We start from the raw sequence: 18,048 nt of genomic DNA on the forward strand, positions 1-18,048 counted from the left end.
GGGATCGCGGAATGCGATGGGAACAGGTTAGGGGAGTCTGTCCATATGTCAACAAGCGAAATAGTATTTCATTAGATGAAATTACAAGAGAAATATATCCAATATCAAGCCGTTGCTGCGCGTGCGAAAGGATGCTCCCCGCAAAAGGAATGCCGGGCGCGGGACCGAAACGATGCGAATCGGGTCAGTCGATGAGGGTGCTTGCCGTGTCGTTGCCGCCTGGATCGCGCCGGGGGCCGCGATAGCCAAGGCGGCTGGACACATGCACCGCGGCTGCCGCCAGAACGGTGCAAAGGTGATCCTCGCGGTCGGCGACACTGCGCGCTGGACCCTGTAGCCCGAGCGCGCCGATCACCTCGCCGGTGCGTTTGCGGATCGGGGCCGAGATGCAGCAGATATCGACGTCGCGTTCCTGCCGGTCGAAGGCCAGGCCAGCCGTGCGCACCTGCTCCAGCTCGGCGCGGAACCTGTCGGCATCGGTGATGGTGTTGGGGGTCAGGGCCGCAAAGTCGATCCGGCCCAGCGCGTCATCCAGCCCCGCGGACCAGTGCCAGGCCAGCAGGATCTTTCCCGCCGCCGTGGCATGGATCGGGGCCCGCCCGCCGATCCGCGCCGCCGAGCGCAGCGACCCGGTGCCCTCGAACACGTCGAGATAGACGACATCGCCGTCCTGCAACACAGCCAGCGTCGCGGTCAGCCCGGTTTCCGTGGCCAGCGCTGCCAGGCTGCCTTGCGCGGTCTCCCGCAGGCCGGTATCGGCCAGGAACCGCGAACCGACCTCCAGCGCGCGCAGGCCGATGCCGTAGGTCTTGGTCTCGTCGTTGCGGATCAGGAAATCGCGGCCCCGCAGGGTTTCGAGAATGCGCAGCGCGGTCGCGGGCGACAGGTCGCAGGCGGTGGAAATCTCGGCCAGGGTCTGGCCGGGCCGGTTGGCCACGACCTCCAGCACATGCAGGCCACGATCCAGGGCGCGGGTCGGCGTGGGGGCGGTCTTGCGCGGCTTGCTCATGCCGGTTGCCCCAGCCCGAGCCGCGCAAGCGCCGCGTTCAGCACGGCCACGATCTTGTCCTCATGGCCCTGGTAGAAATAGCCCAGACCGGGCACCATCTTGCCGTCGAAGGCGGGCGTTGCGATGGCGTCGCGCCGCAGGCGCTCCAGGAAGGTGGAGACTTCGCGCATCGGGCGCTCCTCGCGGGTGCCGTACCAGGCGAAGATCGGCACCCGGACCCGCGCAATGGCCGGCGGTGTCCGGCCATCGCCATAGACCTCGCGGTTCATCTCGGCCCGTGCCATGTACCATTCCGCGCTGACCGTGCTGTCATAGGTGTCGCCGCCGGTGCCCCAGGGCATCAGGTCGCGCCCGCGCCCCTCGGCCACCATCCGGCGTGCCAGTTCGCGCCCCTCGTCGGTGAACTTGTCGCGCACCGCCGCCCCCGAGGAGGCCAGCCCCAGCGCCACGACCTCGGGGCGTTGCTGTTGTGCCTGGTAATGCACCACCTTGGCGCCGCCAAATCCGTAACCGACCAGGAAGATCGAAGTGTAGCCCGCCGATCGCGCCCATTCCACCCAGGCGTCGAGGTCGAAAATGCAGTCGGTGAACAGCTCCCACGCGCTGCCATGCAGGACCGGGCGTTGCTCGCCCCGGAACCAGCTTCCGAAATCATGGCCGCGCGTATCGACACTGAGGAAGGCGCAGCCGGGGCGCACGACGCGGCGGCCGATCTCGATATACTCCTTCTCGGCGAAATTCTGTTGCCGCGTATGGACCCACAGGATCAGAAGCCGGGGCTTGCCTTGATCGCCCGCCGCCCTGATCAACGCGCCGCGCAGGTCCAGATTGTCCTCGGTCCGGGTATAGACGATGCGTTCCTCGCTTGGGCCGCTGAACGGATCGAGGCGCTTGCGCTTGTCAGGCATTGTCGCAACGCTCCTTCGCACGGCGGCTTGGTCGGGCCGCATCGGCAGCATCCATCTGGCCGTCGTCTTTAGTCATTTCGGAACCGGGGCGCAATTGCAGGTGCGCGATTGCGCTTGCGGCGGGTTTCGGGCGACATGGGCGCATGACCCTTTCAATGGCCCAGACATGACCCCGCCCGAGACCGCCCTGCCGCCGGGCACGCTGGACCTGCATGTCCACGCCGCCCCCGATATCAAGCCGCGCAGCGTCAACGACCTGTCGCTGGCCCGCGCCTGTGTGGATCTGGGGTGGCAGGGCGCGGCGCTGAAATCCCATAGCGAGCCCACGGGAGGCCGCGCCGCCATGGCCGGGGCCGCGACCGGGGCGGGGATGATCGGCGGGCTGGTCCTGAACCGCGCCATTGGCGGGCTGAACCCGCGGGCCATCGCGGCCTTTGCCAGTGCCACGCCGGACACCGCGCGGATCGTCTGGATGCCGACACGGGACGCGGCGCATGACATCGCCCGCAAGGGCACGGGCCGCGCGGCGGTTCCGGTTCTGGATGGCTCTGCCCCCGCCGAGGGGCTTACGGAGGTGCTGGAGGCGATTGCGCGGCATGACCTGGTCCTGGCCAGCGGTCATCTGCACCCCGCCGAGACGGTTGCCGTCTTCCGGCTGGCCAAGGCGGCAGGGGTGCGCCGCCTGCTGGTGACCCATGCCACCGCGCCGATCACCGATATGGGCGATGACCTGCTGCAAGAGTGCCTGGAGCTTGGCGCGCATGTGGAGATCTGCGCCCGCAATGTCTTCGGGGACGACCGCGCCCGTATCGACCCGGCCAAACTGGGGCGCGCGGCGGAGGTGTTCAGGCTGTGTGGCGGTCGCGCGCTGCTGTCCTCTGACCTGGGCGACACGCGCTACCCGCTGCCGTGGGAGGGGCTGGCGCAATTGGCCGGGGCACTGGCGGGGCAAGGTATTCCCGCCGCCGATCTTCGGCATGCGCTGACCGAGATCCCCGCGCACCTGGTCCATCAGTCCACGGCGTAGCGGGCGATGTAGTCCCGGTCCAGCGTGATGCCGAAACCGGCGGATTGCGGCACCGTAACATGGCCGTCCGTCACGGGCGGTTGCTCGGGCGCGATGCGCGGTGTCAGCGGGTCGCGTGCGTCCGAAAAATACTCGGCATAGAGTCCGCGCGCCTTGGCCCCCAGAAGGTGCATCGAGACCAGCGGTTCCTCGTGATGGGCGATGCGCACCTCATGCGCCTCGGCCAGAGTCGCCGCGCGCACCCATTCGGAAACGCCGCCACCCAGCGAGCTGTCGAAATTCAGCACATCCACCGCGCCAGCCGCGATCAGGTCGCGGCAGCCCTCGGACGACATCTCGTTCTGGCCTGCGCCGACCTGTTGCCCTGTCGCCTGCCGGACATGGGCCATTCCGGCGGCATAGTCGCGCCAATGGGTCGGCTCCTCGATCCAGTCGACGTTCAGTTCGGCCACGGAGCGGGCGAATTCGCTGGCCTGATACCGGTCCCAGCCCTGGTTGGCGTCGCAGATCAGCACGAGATCCGGGCCGATGGCGTCGCGCACGGCGCGGGCGCGGGCGGCGTCCACATGCGGTTCGGAGAAGCCCACCTTGATCTTGACGCCGCCATAGCCCTCGTCCCGGCGCTCGGCCGCTTCTTCGGTCAGCGCGCCGGTATCGTCGGCCCCGCCCATGTAGCCGCAACTGACTACGGCGCGGACCCGGTCCTGCGCGCCGCCCAGAAGGCGATGCACGGGCAGGCCGGTGATCTTGCCGAACAGATCCCAAAGTGCCGTATCGACGGCCGAGATAGCCTCCATCACGCGCACCCGGTGATGCACGCCGCTGGAGAGGCCGATCATCGCGGCGTAGCACGGGCCCAGCCGGGTCGCGTCCAGCCCGATGAGGCGCGGGGCGATGTCGTCGCGGATGATCTTCACGACCTCGCCCTGGTGATCGCGGATATCGCCGATGAAGACCTCGCCCACCGCGCCCGCGTCGGTTTCGATCCGCACCACGAGGGTGCAGCGCACGTCGATGGTGAAGGTCGCGGCCCGGAAGGCGCGCTCCAGCGGGACGCGCATTGGGGTGACGGTAACGGCCTCGATGATCATTGTCAGGGATCCCGTATTGCGTAAGCGCGACTGATCGTCGGCATTTCACTTAGTGCAATAGAATTTCACCTGATGCAATAGTTGAAGCTTTGGGGCACCTAGATGTGCCGGTCGAACACCGCCTTGGCCCGGCCCCAGACGCCCGCATCGAGATCGTCCAGCGTCAGCAGCGACGGCAGCAATTGCGCGGCGAAGTCCTGGCTGCTTTCGACCGGCAGCAGCGAGGGCAGGTTGTCGATGGCCATGACATCCAGCACCGGATCCCTTGCCACGCGCAGGGCGGGGGCGGCCCATGTCGTGGCGCTGGAATAGACCGGGACCGGGTTGTAATCGCTGTCGGGGTCGCAGGCGACATCGCCGATGACGGACAGCGTGCGGGATTGGCTGAGCGCCACACGCGGGACAAAGACCGGCGTACCGGGGCGCGCGAAGATGCAGTTGAGGAAGATGTCATGGGCGAGGATCTCGGGGAAGGGTCCGCCCGACGCGGTTTCGGCCATGTCCCAGCGGGTGACGGGCAGGTCCATCGCCTTGCAGAGGTCGGCGGCCCCCGATCCGACCCGACCCAGCGCGCCGATGACGAGGGCGGCGGGCCGCTCCTCGCTGCTGCGCAGCTCATCGCCCAGGCTGGCGAGAAGCGCATCCTTGCTGGCATAGGGCGCGACGGAGCCGCAAATCTCTCCGCGTCTCTGCGCCGTCCAGGCCATCAGCGAGACCGCAGCCCCCGCGAACCCGGCCCAATAGCCGAAGGCGGCAACGCGGCGGCCCTCCTCGTCGATCAGGTATTCCAGATCGTAGAGCGTGCCGCCCCCCGCCTTGAACCGGTCCAGCAGGATACGGCCCGAATGCTGGCCCTTGAAGGCATGGCCGAACATGATGTGGCGATGTTTGAGGGGCGTGCCGTCCTCGGGCAGTTCCTTCAGCCCGAAGATGATCGCGTCCTCGGGCGCATCGGGCCAGGCGTTCTCCGGCGCGGTCTCGGCCCCCGCCGCGGCATAGCCCGTCAAACCGGCGGCGCGGGTGGAGCTGTCTTCCATCGTCACGCGGAGGCCCTTGGCGATCAGCGCGCGAACCCCATCCGGTGTGACGCCGCAGCGTTGCTCGTTCTCGCGTTGTTCGGCGCGGATCCACAGATGGGTCATGTCGGTCCTTTCACAGATGGGTGCGGGCAAACTGGCGGTCGGGGCCTTCCAGATGGGGTAGCGCGTTGAACTGGGTCAGGGCGAGGTGCCCTTCGAGCGGCAACCAGCGGCTGAGCGAGGTGTTCTCGATCGCGAGACACACCCGCGCCATGGCCTCCAGCGACAGGCCCAGCGTGATCCGCATCGCCATGCCGATGACGCCGCCCGAGGTGATCACGATGCTGCGCCCGTCATTCTGCATCAGGTCACGCAGGCCCGCGCCGACGCGGGTTTCGAAATCGGCGAAGCTTTCGGGCGTATCGGCGATCTCATGGGCCTGCCACGCGGCCAGCATCCGGGGCATGAACTGCACGAAATCCTCGCGCGTGTCCGGGATGGCGACCCCGTGCTGCGCCTCGAACAGATGCGCGATGGTGAAGAACTCCATCTCGTCGAATCGGGCATCGGTCTCTGCCCCCTCGATCCCCATCGCGTCAGCCGTCTGCCGGTGTCGGTGCAGCCCGCCGCGATAGCTATGCGCAAAGACCTCACCGGCGTCGCCCAGATGCGCGCCGAGCCAACCCGCCTGCCGCGCGCCAAGTTCGCTGAGCTGGTCATAGCTGACCTCGTCTCGGGCTGCGGTATTGGCCTGGCCGTGGCGGACAAGGGTGATCTGGGACATGCGGGCTCTCCTTCGCCGATGGTCTAGGCGTTTGGCAGCGCGGGGAAAAGGCACGATGACGGAAAAACGCGCGGGGCCGTCGCGCATGGGGGTCTTTCGCTGCCCGCGCTTTGGCATAGAATGGGGCCAAGCAACCGGGAGGCCCCTTCACATGTCCGACGCAATCCGTTTCCAGCTCGATGGCGAAGAGGTCACGGCCGAGAAGGGCATGACCATCTGGGAGGTGGCGAACGGCCGGGGTCTGGTCATCCCGCATCTGTGCCACAAGCCGCAGCCCGGCTATCGCCCCGACGGCAATTGCCGCGCCTGCATGGTCGAGATCGAGGGCGAGCGGGTGCTGGCGGCCTCGTGCATCCGCGAACCGTCCGAGGGGATGGTGGTGACGACCAATTCGGGCCGTGCGAAATCCGCGCGCAGAATGGTGATGGAGATGCTGCTTGCCGACCAGCCCGAGCGTGACGCGGCGCATGACAAATCGAGCCACCTCTGGGACATGGCCGCGTTGTGCGGCGTCAGGACAAGCCGGTTGCCGACACTGGAGGCCGACCGGATTCCGATCCTCGATGACAGCCATGTCGCGATGCGCGTGAACCTGGATGCCTGCATCCAATGCGGGCTCTGCGTTCGGGCCTGCCGCGAGGTGCAGGTCAACGATGTGATCGGTATGGCGGGGCGCGGGCATGATGCCTACCCGGTCTTCGATCAGGCCGACCCGATGGGCGACAGCACCTGCGTGGCCTGCGGCGAATGCGTGCAGGCCTGCCCCACCGGCGCGCTGATGGAGGCGACGGTGCTGGATGACGCACAGGTCGGTGACCGGGCCGATTACGACAGCGAGACCGAAAGCGTCTGCCCCTTCTGCGGCGTCGGCTGCAAGGTCAGCCTCAAGGTCAAGGATGGCCGCATCAAATATGTCGAGGGCATCAACGGGCCCGCCAATGAAGGGCGGCTCTGCGTCAAGGGGCGGTTCGGGTTCGACTATATCCACCATCCGCACCGCCTGACCAAGCCGCTGATCCGACGCGAGGATGCGCCCGCGAAGGGGCTGAACGTGGACCCCGCCAACTGGCAGACGCATTTCCGCGAGGCCAGTTGGGAGGAGGCGATGGAGGCCGCCGCCGGGGGCCTCAGCCGGTTGCGCGAGACCCATGGCGGGCGGTCCGTGGCAGGGTTCGGGTCCGCCAAATGCACGAATGAGGAAGCCTACCTGTTCCAGCGCTTCATCCGTGAAGGCTTCGGGCACAACAATGTCGATCACTGCACGCGGCTCTGCCATGCGTCCTCGGTCTCGGCGCTGATCGAGAATGTCGGCTCGGGCGCGGTCACGGCCACGTTCAACGAGATCAAGAACGCCGATGTGGCGATTGTCATTGGCGCGAACCCGGTCGAGAACCACCCCGTTGCCGCGACCTATTTCAAGCAGTTCACCAAGCGCGGCGGCAAGCTGATCGTGATGGATCCGCGCGGCGTGGGCCTGCGCAAGTTCGCCAGCCACATGCTGCAATTCCGCCCCGGCGCGGATGTCTCGATGCTGAACGCGATCATGCACGTGATCGTGGAGGAGGAGCTTTACGACAAGCAATATATCGAAGCCTATACAGAGAACTGGGAGGCCGAGAAGGCGCATCTGGCCGATTTCAGCCCCGAGAAGATGGAGGCCATCTGTGGCGTTGCGCCGGACGTGATCCGCGACGTGGCGCGGACCTTCGCGCGGGCCAAGGCGGGGATGATCTTCTGGGGGATGGGCGTCAGCCAGCATATCCACGGCACGGATAACTCGCGCTGCCTGATCGCACTGGCGCTGATGTGCGGCCATGTCGGTCGGCCCGGCACCGGGCTGCACCCCCTGCGCGGGCAGAACAACGTGCAAGGCGCGTCGGATGCGGGCCTGATCCCGATGTTCCTGCCGGATTACCAGAGCGTCACCGATGACCGGATCCGCAAGAACTACACCGATGTCTGGGGCGCGCAGGATTTCTCGGCCGAAAAGGGCCTGACCGTGACCGAGATCGTCGACGCGGTGTATGCGGGCGATATCAAGGGCATGTATATCCAGGGCGAGAACCCGGCGATGAGCGACCCGGATGTCGATCACGCCCGCGACGCCTTCGCCAAGCTGGAGCACCTGGTCGTGCAGGACATCTTCCTGACCGAGACCGCGAATTTCGCCGATGTGATCCTGCCCGCCTCGACGCTTTACGAGAAGAGCGGCACCGTTTCCAACACCAACCGGCAGGTGCAGATGGTGCGCCCCGCCGTCAGCCCGCCGGGCGAGGCGCGGGAGGATTGGGCCGTGACCGTGGAGCTTGCGCAGCGGATCGGGCTGGACTGGACGTTTACCCATCCCAGCCAGGTCTTCGCCGAGATGAAGCAGAACATGGGCAGCCTCGACAACATCACCTGGGAGCGGTTGGAGAAAGAGACCGTGACCTACCCCTCGCTCTCCCCGGAAGACCCCGGCCAGGCGGTGGTATTCGGCGATGGTTTCCCGCGCGCAAATGGCCGCGCCCGGTTCGCGCCCGCCAGTGTGATCGCGCCCGACGAGGCGCCGGATGCCGAATATCCGATGATCCTGACCACGGGGCGGCAGTTGGAACATTGGCACACGGGCTCGATGACACGGCGGTCCAAGGTGCTGGACGCGGTGGAGCCGGAGGCAAACTGCTCGCTCAACCCCCGCACGCTGAAATTGATGGGGGTGGAACCCGGCGAGATGATCCGCCTGACCACGCGGCGCGGCTCGATCGAGATCATGGCGCGGGCCGATCGCGCGATTGCCGAGGATATGGTGTTCGTCCCCTTCGCCTATGTCGAGGCGGCGGCCAATGTGCTGACCAATCCGGCGATTGACCCCTACGGCAAGATCCCCGAGTTCAAATTCGCCGCCGTGCGGGTCGAGAAGACGGGCCAGGTCGCGGCGGAGTAGCGGTCAGTAGAACCCGAGGCCCTGCCGGATTACCGGCAGCAGCGCGGCGGCGACGATGCCGACACCCGCGCCGATCACCAGGCGCGGCAGGAAGGTGCCGAAGCGCGGACTGGCGATGCTGAGCGCGCCGCAGACTGTCGCGTAGAATCCGAGGGTTATTGGGTCCATGCCGGGCAAGGTAGCATAAACCGCCCGACCCCGCGCCGTTTTCTTGCGGGGATTGCAACGCCTGCGCGGTGGAGGCAATCTGGCGGTCATGAACATAGATCCTGACCGCTTCCTGTCCGACCTCCACCACCTGCGCAGTTTTGGCGCGACCGGCCCCGGCGTCGTGCGCCGCGCCTTTTCACCGCCCGATATCGCGGCGCGGGAATGGCTGGTCGACCAGATCAATGCCGCCGGACTGGCCCCCCATGTCGACCCGGCGGGCAATGTCTTCGGGCTGGCCGGGGGGCGCTCCTTGCTGATCGGCTCGCATAGCGACACGCAGCCCGAGGGCGGCTGGCTGGACGGGGCGCTTGGCGTCATCGCGGGGCTGGAGATCGCGCGCGCGTCGGCAGGGGTGGGCGGACCACCGATTTCTTTCGTCAGCTTCCAGGATGAGGAGGGACGCTTTGGCGCGCTCACCGGCAGCGATGTCTGGTCTGGGACCGTCAGCATGGCGGAGGCCGATCAATATGCCGACCGGGATGGCGTGCGCTTTGGCACCGCGCGTCAGGGGCTGGCGCATCTGATGGCGGAGGAGTTCGTCGATCCCGCCCGGTTTAGCGGTTTCCTGGAGATGCATATCGAACAGGGCCCGGTGCTGGACATGGCGGGCGAGGCGGTGGGGGTCGTGACCTCGATCGTCGGCTCGCGGCAGTTGCAGGTGACTCTGAAAGGCCAGCAGAACCACGCCGGAACCACCCCGATGGCGATGCGGCGCGACGCGTTTCAGGGCGCGGCGGAGGTGGCGGTGCGTCTGCGCGGGCGGATGGCCAATGTGGTCACGCCGGAGTCCGTCTGGACCATCGGCAATATGCGGGTGCATCCCGGTGCGTCCTCCATCGTGCCGGGGCTGGCGGAGTTTCCGCTGCAATGGCGCGACCGCGACGGTGACCGGCTGGACCGGATGGAGGACGTGATCCGCGCCGTTCTGGATGAAGTGGCGGAGGAAACCGGGCTGGAGGTGACGGCACGGCAGATGCGCGCCGATCTGGTGCCGGTGGCGATGGACGCGGGCATGCAGGCCGCGCTGAGCAAGGCGGCGGAGGTCCACGCGGCGGGGCGCTGGCGGTCGATGCCCTCGGGCGCGCTGCACGATGCGTCGAACGTGTCGCGGCTGATGCCCGTGGGAATGCTCTTCGTGCCCTCCATCGGCGGGATCAGCCACGATTTCGCCGAGAACACCGCCGAGGGCGACCTCGTCACCGGCCTGACGGTGCTGGCGGAGGCGGCAGAGCGGCTGGCACGGTAGGGAACCCTCCTGCGGTCTGGGGCGTTTGCCTTGCAAGAGACCGTCAACCACGAGGAGAGTTCGCAATGGTCGATACCTATCCGATTCCCCCCGCCAATATTGAACCCAACGTCGATACCGCCGGATTGCAGAACGTGCTGACGCATACCGTGCACGCCAAGGACCGGCTGCAAACCGTGCGCGAGAACCTGGACCGGACGACGTTGAACGTCGCCGACAGCCTGATCGCCAAGCATATCGCCCATTCCGAACAGCTGTCCCGCATGATCACCGAAAAGGGCGGCAAGCCGGATGCCAGCGGCGGGGTCGGCTCAAGCCTGTCGGCTTCGCTCAGCAAGATCGGGGCGATGTTCGACGATGACACCGCCGATTCGATGGAAACGATCCGCGACGGCGAAGAGGAGGTCATGGACGCTTTCGGCGAAGCGCTTGGCAAGATCACCGACGGGCCGGAACATGACGAGCTGGTCGAGATGCGCGACGAGATTTCGCGGATTTGCAAGGGCGATACCGTCGCCTAGCCCCAGGTCACATCCCCCAGAAAAATATACCCCGCGCCGTAGATCGTCTTGATCAGGCGCGGGTTCTTGGGGTCTTCGCGCAGCTTGGTGCGCAACCGGCTGACGCGGACATCCATGGCGCGGTCGAAGCTTTCGCCCGCCGCACCGCCAAGCGTTTCCTGCATCTGCTGGCGTGAAATCAGGCGCTTGGGGCTGTCGAGGAAGAGGCGGAGAACCTCGCCCTCGGCGTGGGAAAAGCTGACCTCGTCGCCGTTTTCGGCCACCAGCACGTAGCGGTCGAAATGCGCAGTCCAGCCCGCGAAACGGGCGGTTTGCGCCTCGGCGGGCTTGGCTCTGGCGTCGCGCAGGCGAACGCGGACGCGGGCCACGACCTCGGCCGGGTCGAAGGGCTTGATGATGTAATCGTCGGCCCCCAGTTCCAGCCCGGTCACCCGGTCCTGCACCTGTGCGCGGCCTGAAATGATGATGATTGCCGCCCCGGATTCCAGCGCCAGCCGATGCACCAGCGCCAGCCCGTCGCGGTCGGGCAGGCCCAGATCGACCAGGCAGACATCGGGCGTGGTGGATTGCAGCGCGGCCTCGAACTCGGTCGCGCGGGCATAGGTGGCAGTGCGGAATCCGGCCTCCTGCAATGCTTCGGACAGCATCAGCCTTATCTGGGGTTCGTCGTCCAGGATGGCGACAAGGGGCGCGGTCATGGCGCGACCTCCTGGCTGAGGACGGCATGTAGCTGCCCGGCGTTGAAGGGTTTCGACAAGACCGGCCAGCGCGCCGCGCCACGGGCGCGCAACGGGTGCGTTTCGGGCAGCGAGGTCATCAGCGCCAGCCGCAGGTCGGGACGTTGATCCGCGATGCGCTCCAGCAGGTCGACGCCGGTGGTGTGGCCCGGCAGCTTGATATCCGACAGGACCGCGTCGATGGCGGGCAGGTCCGACAGCGTCAGCGCCTCGGTGAAATTGTCGGCCTCGATCACCTGGTGGCCCTGATCGGTCAGCATCTCGCGGACCGAGACGCGCAGGGCGGGCATGTCTTCCACCAGCAGCACCAGCTTGGGTTGCGCGGCGTCGGCGGGCACGGGGCGCAGCGGCAGGCGCAGGGTGACGCGCGCGCCGCCCTGGTGGTTGGCAAGCGTGACATTGCCGCCCGACAGCTTGGCCATGTCGAACACCATCGACAGGCCGAGCCCCGATCCGGCCTGTCCCTTGGTGGTAAAGAACGGATCCAGCGCGCCGGCAAGCGCCTCGCGGGAAAATCCCGGCCCGCTATCCTCGACCACGATCTCGAACCAGGTGTCGCGGACCTTGTGGGCGCGGAGGGTAATCGTGCCGCGCTCTGCCCCGATGGCGTCGCGGGCATTGAGGACCAGGTTCAACAGGCTGTCCTGCAGCGAGCCTTCGTCGAGCATCAGCAACTCTTCCGGCAGGCTCTGCGTGATGGAGAGGTCGATATGGTCGGGCAGGGGCGCGCGGGCGAGCGCGGCGAAATTTTCGAAGAACCGGCGCATCTCGACCGGCGCGGGGGCCAGTTCGCGGGGCCCCGAGATATGCGCGATCCGGTCCAGCAACGTGCCACCCCGGCGCGCGGCGGCGGTCGTCGCGGCGGTCATTTCGCGCGCGGCATCGCTGAGCGGGGTCTTTTCCAGGCGGCTTTGCAGCCCGAGGATGATGGTCAGCAGGTTCGAGAAATCATGCGCCAGCCCGCTGGTCAGTTGCGCCGCCAGTTCCCGCTTGTGGGTCTGGGCCAGCGCTTCGCGGGTCTGGGTTTCCTCGGTCACGTCGGTCGACAGCAGGTAGGCCCCGCCATCGGTGGTGTCGGGGGTGAAGGCGGTGCGGATGCGACGGCCCGAATCCGCATCGGTGAATTCATACACGCAAGCGCTTCCGTCCAGCGCCTTGTGCAGGAAGGGCCGCAGCCGCCGCGCCAGCGCGGGGCCAAGCGCGTCATCGAAATGCAGCCCGGTGATGTCGGCGCGGCGCCCCGGCAGAAGGGTCGAAAGCCGCCTGTTGGTATAGAGATAGACCTCGTCGCGGCTGATATGGGCGATATGGGCGGGCATCATCTCGGTGGTCAGGCGGGTGCGGGCCTCGGCCTCGGCCAGGCCGCGCTTGGCCTCCTCCAGTTGCGCGATGGTCGCTTCCAGCTGGCGGTTGGTGCGGGCCAGTTCCTCGGCATGGGTCAAAAGCTGGTCGGAGAGTTCCTCTGACCGGGCGCGCAACAGCCCCTCCTGGTTCTTGATCGACGTGATGTCGGTATAGACCGTGACCCAACCGCCGCCGGGCAGGGGGCTGCCCTCGACGCTGATGGTGCGCCCGTTGGACCGGGTGCGTTCCATGTAATGCGGCACGAAATCACGGGCCTGGTCGACACGGACCTGCACGAACGCGTCAATATCCTCGACCGCGCCGTATTCACCGGTGGTGGCGAGGTAGCGGATGGTTTCGTCGAAGGGTGCTCCGGGGGTGACAAGATGTTGGGGCAGTCCGAACATCGTCTGGTAGGGCCGGTTACAAACCGCCAGCCGCAGGTTGCTGTCGAAGATCGACAGCGCCTGCTGGATCAGGTTCAACCCGGCGCGGGTCATCTGGGCGGTGGCGTCCGATCTGGCCATGTGCTCTCTCCGGGTCAGCCTGTCATGGCTACACCGCCGCGCAGGGCGCCGCCAAGCCCTGTTACAATTCGTTAGGATTGCGCAAAAGTCAGGACAAATTTGCCGGTGACAGATGTGCAGGTCACGTTTCGCGCAGTGAGTCGCGCAGGGGAAGGCGTGACCACGGTGCCGGGGATAGCCCGGTCAGGGGAGGAAGACATTTGGCTGAGAAGACCGCGGTCCGGGGACGCCCCCAATCCGTGCCGGAATTGCTGGCGCGCAATGTCGCGCAGTTCGGCAGCAAGCCGGCCTATCGGGAAAAGGAATTCGGGATCTGGCAAAGCTGGACCTGGCGCGAGGCCGCCGTCGAGATCGAGTCCATCGCGCTCGGCTTTCTGGCGCTGGGGGCTGCCGAGGGCGACCATATCGCCATCATCGGCCGCAACCGTCCCGCGCTTTACTGGTCGATGGTCGCCGCGATGAAGATCGGCGCGGTTCCGGTGCCGCTTTACCAGGATGCCAGCGCTGAGGAGATGGCCTATGTCGTCGATCATTCCGGCGCGCGCTTTACCATCTGCGGCGATCAGGAGCAGGTCGACAAGGTGATCGAGGTGCAGGAGACGGTCAAATGCGTCGAGCACATCATCTACCAGGATCCGCGCGGATTGCGGAAATACGACCACACCACGCTGCACGCGCTCTCTGACATCCAGGGCGAGGGCCGCGCCGCGCGCGAGAGGCTGATGCCGGAGCTTGAGCGCCGCGAGGGCAAGCTGGAATATGACGACACCTGCGTGATGCTCTACACCTCGGGCACCACGGGCAAGCCCAAGGGCGTGGTGCTATCGAACCGCAACGTGATCGAGACGGCCAAGAATTCGTCGGAGTTCGATCACCTGCGTCCCTCCGAAGACATCCTGGCCTATCTGCCGATGGCCTGGGTCGGTGATTTCATCTTCTCCATCGGGCAGGCCTATTGGACGGGGTTCTGCACCAACTGCCCCGAAAGCGCCGACACGATGATGACCGACCTGCGCGAGATCGGGCCGACCTATTACTTTGCCCCGCCGCGCGTGTTCGAGACGCAATTGACCAATGTGATGATCCGCATGGAGGATGCGGGGAAATTCAAGAAGCGCCTTTTCGACAAGTACATGGCGCACGCGAAAAAGGTCGGTCCCGCCATATTGGACGGCAAGCCGGTCAGCATGGGCGACAGGATCAAGTACTGGATCGGCGACAAGCTGATCTACGGCCCGTTGAAGAACACGCTCGGGTTTTCGCGCGTGCGCGTGGGCTATACGGCGGGGGAGGCGATTGGGCCGGAGATCTTCGAGTTCTACCGCTCGCTCGGCATCAACCTGAAACAGCTCTACGGCCAGACCGAGGCGACCGTGTTCATCACCGCGCAGCCCGATGGCGAAGTGCGCGCCGATACCGTGGGTGTGCCGTCGCCCGGCGTCGAGATCAAGATCGCCGAGAATGGCGAGATCTTCTATCGCTCGCCCGGCACATTCGTGGAGTATTACAAGAACCCCGAAAGCACGGCGGATACCAAGGACGCGGAAGGGTGGGTGGCCACTGGCGATGCGGGCTTCTTCGAGGAAGAGACCGGGCATCTGCGCATCATCGACCGCGCCAAGGATGTGGGGCAGATGGCCGATGGCAGCCTGTTCGCGCCGAAATATGTTGAAAACAAGCTGAAATTCTACCCCGACATCCTGGAGGCCGTGGTTTTCGGCAATGGCCGCAACCGCTGCACCGCCTTCATCAATATCGACCTGACCGCCGTGGGCAACTGGGCCGAGCGCAACAATATCGCCTATGGGTCGTATCAGGAACTGGCGCAGCACCCGCGGGTTCTGAACACCATTCAGGAACATGTCGAGACGGTGAACAAGTCCCTGGCCAATGACGAGATGCTGTCAGGCTGCCAGATCCACCGCTTCCTGATCCTGCACAAGGAACTGGATGCCGATGACGGCGAGATGACGCGGACCAGAAAAGTGCGCCGCAAGATCATCGAGGAGAAATTCCACGACCTGATCACCGCGCTCTATGACGGGTCGGACGAAATCTACACCGAGACCGAAGTGACCTATGAGGATGGCCGCAAGGGCAAGATCAAGGCCACGCTCCAGATCCGCGACGCGGCGGTGATCGAGGATACGGCACATACGAGGGTGGCTGCGGAATGAATGACATGAGCACCAGCACCGTCACCGAGGACGGGCGCACGATTGGCGGCGTCATGATGGAGATGCGCAATATTACCCTGCGGTTCGGGGGCGTTGTGGCGATCAAGGACATCTCCTTCGACATCCGCGAGGGCGAGATCCGGGCCATTATCGGGCCCAATGGCGCGGGGAAATCCTCGATGCTGAACGTGATCTCGGGCTTCTACCATCCGCAGGAGGGCGAGGTCTGGTATCACGGCGCCCGCCGCAAGGCGATGAAGCCCTACCAGGTCGCCCGGCAGGGCATCGCGCGGACCTTCCAGAACATCGCCCTTTTTGACGGGATGAGCGTGCTGGACAACATCATGACCGGGCGGATCAACCACATGAGCTCCAGCTTTCTCGACCAGGCGATCTGGTGGGGAAAGGCGCAGCGCGAAGAGGTGGAGCATCGCCGCAAAGCCGAGGAAATCATTGACTTTCTCGAGATCCAGGCGATCCGCAAGACACCTGTTGGGCGGCTGCCTTATGGCTTGAAGAAGCGGGTCGAACTGGCCCGCGCGCTGGTGGCGGAACCCAAGCTGCTCCTGCTCGATGAACCGATGGCGGGGATGAACGTGGAGGAGAAGGAAGACATGTCGCGCTTCATCCTCGACGTGAACGATGAGTTCGGCACCACCATCGCCCTGATCGAGCACGATATGGGCGTGGTCATGGACCTGTCCGACCGTGTCGTGGTGATGGATTACGGCAAGAAGATCGGCGATGGCAGCCCCGACGAGGTGCGCCAGAACCAGGAGGTTATCGACGCCTATCTGGGGGTGGCGCATGACTGAATTTCCTCTGAAACGGGCGTACACCCCCCGTACACCCCCCGATGCACCCCCTGTACAGACGGCATGGCGTTTCGGAGTTGCGTCGATCTTTTCGGTGTTGGCCTCGTCTGTCGCAGCGCAGGACACCCCCGCTGAGTGGGCGGTGCATCGAATCTATGCCGACTACAACTTTTGCCGCGAAATCATCATGAACGCTAACCCGATAATTGGTCCGCACGCGATTGCGGGGCTGGCGGCGGATGCCGCCAACGGTGCGGTGCGTCTGGATGTAACCCTGCACTCCGCCACGCAGGGCGGCAGCGGGTTGGCGGAGTACAGGTTTCATAACGGCGAGGGCCTTCTGATGCGCTGCAGTTTTTTTGCGCCGCTTGCCCCCGCGACCGCCAACGAGGTGCGCGCGCTGATGGAGGACGGATATGGCGACCCGATCGCCGCGCCCAACTTCATGCCGCATGACGAGTCCGCAGGCAGTCGTAGGGTCTTCCCCTGTATCGATCCGGACCAACCAGGAGCGCCGCAGACGAATATTCATGCCGAGATCTTTGAAGACGTCAATCAGGACGGTGTGCCAGGCTACCGGATCTTTTTCAGTGTTTTCTTTGACGATGTGCCGCTCGCCTGTTCGGAGCGACTTCAATGATCGTGACCCAACCCGTTAACACCCTAGCAATGAGGCCGCGACATGCCTGAACAACTCATCTTCGCGATGGAGGTCACGCTCAACGGCCTGATGACCGGCGTGATGTATTCGCTGGTGGCGCTCGGCTTCGTGCTGATCTTCAAGGCCTCCGGCATCTTCAATTATGCGCAAGGGGTGATGGCCCTTTTCGCCGCCATGACGCTGGTCGGCATCCAGGAGGGGCGGGTGCCGTTCAGTCACCTGATCAACGCCATCTTCGGCACCGAGATCTACGATTTCGGCTGGGATGTGCCGGCGCTGCTGGCGATCCTTCTGACGGTGCTGGTGATGGTCGGCTTCGCCTTCTTCGTGCAGAAGGTGATCTTCAAGCACCTCGTGGGGCAGGAGCCGATCATCCTCTTCATGGCCACCATCGGCCTTGCCTATTTCCTGGAAGGGGTGGCCGACCTGATGTGGGGGTCCGAGATCCGGACGCTGGATGTGGGCCTGCCTCAGGGCATCAACCTGGCGATTGACGAGACCACCTTCAACTGGTTCGGCTACGGCTTCTTCATCGACAACCTCGATATCGTCGCCACCATCGTGGCCGCCGTGCTGGTCGCCGGGCTGGTGGCGTTCGCGCAATACACCAAGCAGGGCCGCGCCATGCGGGCGGTGGCCGATGACCACCAAGCGGCGCTGTCGGTGGGCATCTCGCTGAATTTCGTCTGGATCCTCGTGTGGTCGCTGGCGGGCTTTGTCGCGCTGGTTGCGGGCATCATGTGGGGCGCGAAATCGGGGGTTCAGTTCTCGCTGAGCCTGATCGCGCTGAAGGCGCTGCCGGTGCTGATGCTGGGCGGCTTCACCTCGATCCCCGGCGCGATTGTCGGCGGGCTGATCATCGGCGTGGGCGAGGCATTGTTCGAGTTCTCGGTCGGGCCGCTGATCGGGGGGGCGACGGAAAACTGGTTCGCCTATGTGCTGGCGCTGCTGTTCCTCGTGTTCCGGCCGCAGGGCCTCTTTGGGGAGAAGATCATTGAGAGGGTGTGACGAGCGCCGGGAAAGGGCTCCGGTGGAGCGTTTTCAGC

16 protein-coding genes are annotated in these 18,048 nt (G+C 65.6%); 8 read left to right on the forward strand and 8 right to left on the reverse strand.

Going from position 1 to position 18,048, the window contains the following annotated elements; all coding sequences use genetic code 11:
* Positions 1-184: 184 nt before the first annotated feature.
* Positions 185-1,009, reverse strand: a complete 825-nt coding sequence (locus HNS34_RS05095) for an IclR family transcriptional regulator (protein WP_172318688.1) — start codon at positions 1,007-1,009, stop codon at positions 185-187.
* The gene (locus tag HNS34_RS05100; protein ID WP_172318689.1) at positions 1,006-1,917 is read right to left on the reverse strand and encodes an alpha/beta hydrolase; all 912 of its coding nucleotides are present in this window, start codon (positions 1,915-1,917) and stop codon (positions 1,006-1,008) included. The genes HNS34_RS05095 and HNS34_RS05100 overlap by 4 nt, the downstream gene beginning before the upstream one ends.
* 166 nt (positions 1,918-2,083) lie before the next feature.
* Here HNS34_RS05100 and HNS34_RS05105 point away from each other — a divergent pair, with 166 nt between their 5' ends.
* On the forward strand, positions 2,084-2,944 hold the full coding sequence (locus HNS34_RS05105) for a DUF6282 family protein (protein WP_172318690.1): 861 nt from the start codon (positions 2,084-2,086) through the stop codon (positions 2,942-2,944).
* On the opposite strand, the gene HNS34_RS05110 is transcribed toward HNS34_RS05105, so the two are convergent.
* The 3 genes from HNS34_RS05110 to HNS34_RS05120 form a co-directional block, all read right to left on the reverse strand.
* Positions 2,929-4,035, reverse strand: a complete 1,107-nt coding sequence (locus HNS34_RS05110) for a mandelate racemase/muconate lactonizing enzyme family protein (RefSeq protein WP_172318691.1) — start codon at positions 4,033-4,035, stop codon at positions 2,929-2,931. The two genes, HNS34_RS05105 and HNS34_RS05110, sit on opposite strands and share 16 nt — an antisense overlap.
* A 98-nt stretch (positions 4,036-4,133) precedes the next feature.
* Positions 4,134-5,177, reverse strand: a complete 1,044-nt coding sequence (locus HNS34_RS05115; RefSeq protein ID WP_172318692.1) for a saccharopine dehydrogenase — start codon at positions 5,175-5,177, stop codon at positions 4,134-4,136.
* A gap of 10 nt (positions 5,178-5,187) precedes the next feature.
* The gene (locus tag HNS34_RS05120) at positions 5,188-5,838 is read right to left on the reverse strand and encodes a histidine phosphatase family protein (protein ID WP_172318693.1); all 651 of its coding nucleotides are present in this window, start codon (positions 5,836-5,838) and stop codon (positions 5,188-5,190) included.
* A gap of 151 nt (positions 5,839-5,989) precedes the next feature.
* Between HNS34_RS05120 and fdhF the strand changes: the two genes are divergently transcribed.
* Positions 5,990-8,764: a formate dehydrogenase subunit alpha gene (gene fdhF, locus HNS34_RS05125; protein ID WP_172318694.1), complete on the forward strand. Its 2,775-nt coding sequence runs from the start codon at positions 5,990-5,992 to the stop codon at positions 8,762-8,764.
* A gap of 3 nt (positions 8,765-8,767) precedes the next feature.
* Here the strand turns inward: fdhF and HNS34_RS05130 are convergent, their stop codons facing one another.
* Positions 8,768-8,932 carry a hypothetical protein gene (locus HNS34_RS05130; RefSeq protein ID WP_172318695.1) on the reverse strand — a complete coding sequence of 55 codons (165 nt, stop codon included), beginning with the start codon at positions 8,930-8,932 and terminating at the stop codon, positions 8,768-8,770.
* A gap of 88 nt (positions 8,933-9,020) precedes the next feature.
* Between HNS34_RS05130 and HNS34_RS05135 the strand changes: the two genes are divergently transcribed.
* Positions 9,021-10,220, forward strand: a complete 1,200-nt coding sequence (locus tag HNS34_RS05135; RefSeq protein ID WP_172318696.1) for a hydantoinase/carbamoylase family amidase — start codon at positions 9,021-9,023, stop codon at positions 10,218-10,220.
* A gap of 65 nt (positions 10,221-10,285) precedes the next feature.
* On the forward strand, positions 10,286-10,741 hold the full coding sequence (locus tag HNS34_RS05140; RefSeq protein ID WP_172318697.1) for a DUF2383 domain-containing protein: 456 nt from the start codon (positions 10,286-10,288) through the stop codon (positions 10,739-10,741).
* On the opposite strand, the gene HNS34_RS05145 is transcribed toward HNS34_RS05140, so the two are convergent.
* Together HNS34_RS05145 and HNS34_RS05150 are read right to left on the reverse strand one after the other, a co-directional pair.
* Positions 10,738-11,439 (reverse strand): response regulator transcription factor, encoded by a 702-nt coding sequence (locus tag HNS34_RS05145; RefSeq protein WP_172318698.1) that lies wholly within the window; start codon positions 11,437-11,439, stop codon positions 10,738-10,740. The two genes, HNS34_RS05140 and HNS34_RS05145, sit on opposite strands and share 4 nt — an antisense overlap.
* Complete coding sequence (locus tag HNS34_RS05150) at positions 11,436-13,349, reverse strand: PAS-domain containing protein (protein WP_172318699.1); 1,914 nt, start codon at positions 13,347-13,349, stop codon at positions 11,436-11,438. The genes HNS34_RS05145 and HNS34_RS05150 overlap by 4 nt, the downstream gene beginning before the upstream one ends.
* Before the next feature lie 200 nt (positions 13,350-13,549).
* Between HNS34_RS05150 and HNS34_RS05155 the strand changes: the two genes are divergently transcribed.
* The 4 genes from HNS34_RS05155 to HNS34_RS05170 are packed head-to-tail and all read left to right on the forward strand — an operon-like array spanning position 13,550 to position 18,010.
* Positions 13,550-15,526: an AMP-binding protein gene (locus tag HNS34_RS05155; RefSeq protein ID WP_235952620.1), complete on the forward strand. Its 1,977-nt coding sequence runs from the start codon at positions 13,550-13,552 to the stop codon at positions 15,524-15,526.
* Positions 15,523-16,341 (forward strand): ABC transporter ATP-binding protein, encoded by an 819-nt coding sequence (locus tag HNS34_RS05160; RefSeq protein ID WP_172318701.1) that lies wholly within the window; start codon positions 15,523-15,525, stop codon positions 16,339-16,341. The genes HNS34_RS05155 and HNS34_RS05160 overlap by 4 nt, the downstream gene beginning before the upstream one ends.
* On the forward strand, positions 16,334-16,981 hold the full coding sequence (locus tag HNS34_RS05165) for a hypothetical protein (protein ID WP_172318703.1): 648 nt from the start codon (positions 16,334-16,336) through the stop codon (positions 16,979-16,981). Before HNS34_RS05160 ends, HNS34_RS05165 begins: the two co-directional genes overlap by 8 nt.
* Positions 16,982-17,023: 42 nt before the next feature.
* Positions 17,024-18,010: a branched-chain amino acid ABC transporter permease gene (locus HNS34_RS05170; RefSeq protein ID WP_172318705.1), complete on the forward strand. Its 987-nt coding sequence runs from the start codon at positions 17,024-17,026 to the stop codon at positions 18,008-18,010.
* Positions 18,011-18,048 lie beyond the last annotated feature (38 nt).

This window comes from Alterinioella nitratireducens, assembly GCF_013155465.1.
Classification (GTDB): domain Bacteria; phylum Pseudomonadota; class Alphaproteobacteria; order Rhodobacterales; family Rhodobacteraceae; genus Alterinioella; species Alterinioella nitratireducens.